This is a genomic window from Dapis brunnea BLCC-M229 (assembly GCF_050015995.1).
Lineage (GTDB): Bacteria > Cyanobacteriota > Cyanobacteriia > Cyanobacteriales > Microcoleaceae > Trichodesmium.
This window is the reverse complement of record NZ_JBNHEP010000305.1, coordinates 1-1,984: the sequence shown is the minus strand read 5'-3', so window position 1 is coordinate 1,984 and position 1,984 is coordinate 1. Positions and strand designations below refer to the sequence as shown.

Below are 1,984 nucleotides of genomic sequence, written 5' to 3'. Positions count from 1 at the left end.
TTTAAGAATTTAGCTGATACGGCAGCAGCAATAAAACAATTAGATTTAGTAATTAGTATAGATACAGCAGTGGCGCATTTGGCAGGAGCATTGGGAAAACCAGTCTGGATTTTATTACCTTTTGTGTCTGACTGGCGCTGGATGTTAGATAGAAATGATAGTCCTTGGTATCCCACAGCTCGATTATTTAGACAGGCAAACATTGGAGATTGGGATGGTGTATTTGTTGAGATAAAACAAGCACTAATTCAATTTCAAGAATCTCCAGAAAATCTTTTTAACTCCGCAGTAAAGAATTATCAAAAAGGAAATTTAAAATTAGCGAAAAAAATCTGCCATCAAATCTTAGAAAGAGATACAGAAAATTGGCGGTTGCTACATTTATTAGGAGTTATTACTGGTTTAGAGGGGCAACCAAAAGAAGCAGTTTCCTACCTTGCTCAAGCAGTGAAACTGAATCCAAATAATCCCGAAATTCATAGTAATTTGGGTTTGGCACTTAAGGATAACCAGCAATTTGAAGCAGGCATTAAACATTATCAAAAAGCCCTTGAACTTAAGCAAAATTATGTTGAACCGTATAACGGTTTAGGGAAAATATTTTTAGAGTTAGGAAAACTTACAGAATCTCGACAATATTATGAACAAGCCCTGAAATTAGATAAAAATCATGCAAATGCTCGCTTTGGTCTGGCAAGTATCTTGCTCAAACAGGGAAATTTTATTCAAGGGTTTTATGAATATGAATGGCGCTGGCAAAAGAAAGATTTTACCTCTCGTAATTTCTCTCAACCTTTGTGGGATGGCTCAAATTTTCAGGGTAAAACTTTGTTAGTTTATACTGAACAAGGTTTAGGAGATTCCATTCAATTTATCCGCTATATTCCTCTAGTGAAAAAATTAGAAGGGCGTGTAATTGTTGAACTTCATCAAGCTGGTTTGAAGTTATTATTTACGACTGTTTCAGGAATTGATAAATTATTGATTAGAGGTGAAAATTTACCAGATTTTCACCTGCAAATTCCATTGATGAGTCTACCTCGAATTTTCCAGACTACTCTAGAAACTATACCTGCTGAAATTCCTTACTTATCTGTACCAAAGTTAACCAATTTTGCCATCCCACCTGCTCCTGAAAAAAATCTCAAAATCGGCATATGTTGGCAAACAAACAGTAACATTAACACTAGCCAAAAACGCTCTTGCCCAGTTGAATATTTACAGGAAATTCTCAGTATAGGTAAAACTAATTTTTATATTTTGCAAAAGGAAGTATTGCCAGCGGATTTAGAATGGCTGAACTCTCAAACTCAAATACATAATTTAGGTTCATCTTTTAAGAATTTAGCTGATACGGCAGCAGCAATAAAACAATTAGATTTAGTAATTAGTATAGATACAGCAGTGGCGCATTTGGCAGGAGCATTGGGAAAACCAGTCTGGATTTTATTACCTTTTGTGTCTGACTGGCGCTGGATGTTAGATAGAAATGATAGTCCTTGGTATCCCACAGCTCGATTATTTAGACAGGCAAACATTGGAGATTGGGATGGTGTATTTGAGCAAGTTGAGGAAAGTTTAAAAAAATACCTAGTGCATAATTATTCTGCGGAGCAAATGCCAAAAATTAGGGAGACAAAATTTACCGCCGCTCAGATCAAACAAGCTTTGGCAGAATACAAGTCGGGAAACTTTCAAGAAACAGCAAATATTTGTCAAAATATTATTCAAAAGCAGCCCCAGAATTTTCGAGCTTTAGGACTTTTGGGTTTATGTGCTTATCAAGCAGGTGAAATAGAGCGGGCGATCGCTTATTATCAAGAGTCATTAAAAGTTAATCTTAATTATGCTCAAACTCATAATAATTTAGCTGTTGCACTTCAGGATAAACAGGAAATTGATGCAGCTATTAAACATTATCAAAAAGCTATTGAACTTCAACCAAATTATGCTGAACCATATAACGGTTTAGGGAACATATTTT

The 1,984-nt window shown here is 35.4% G+C and carries 1 protein-coding gene; it reads left to right on the top strand.

The window, feature by feature from the left end:
* Positions 1-1,984 (top strand): tetratricopeptide repeat protein (locus tag ACP6PM_RS34985; protein WP_426591476.1); only part of this gene is annotated, 1,984 nt, incomplete at both ends.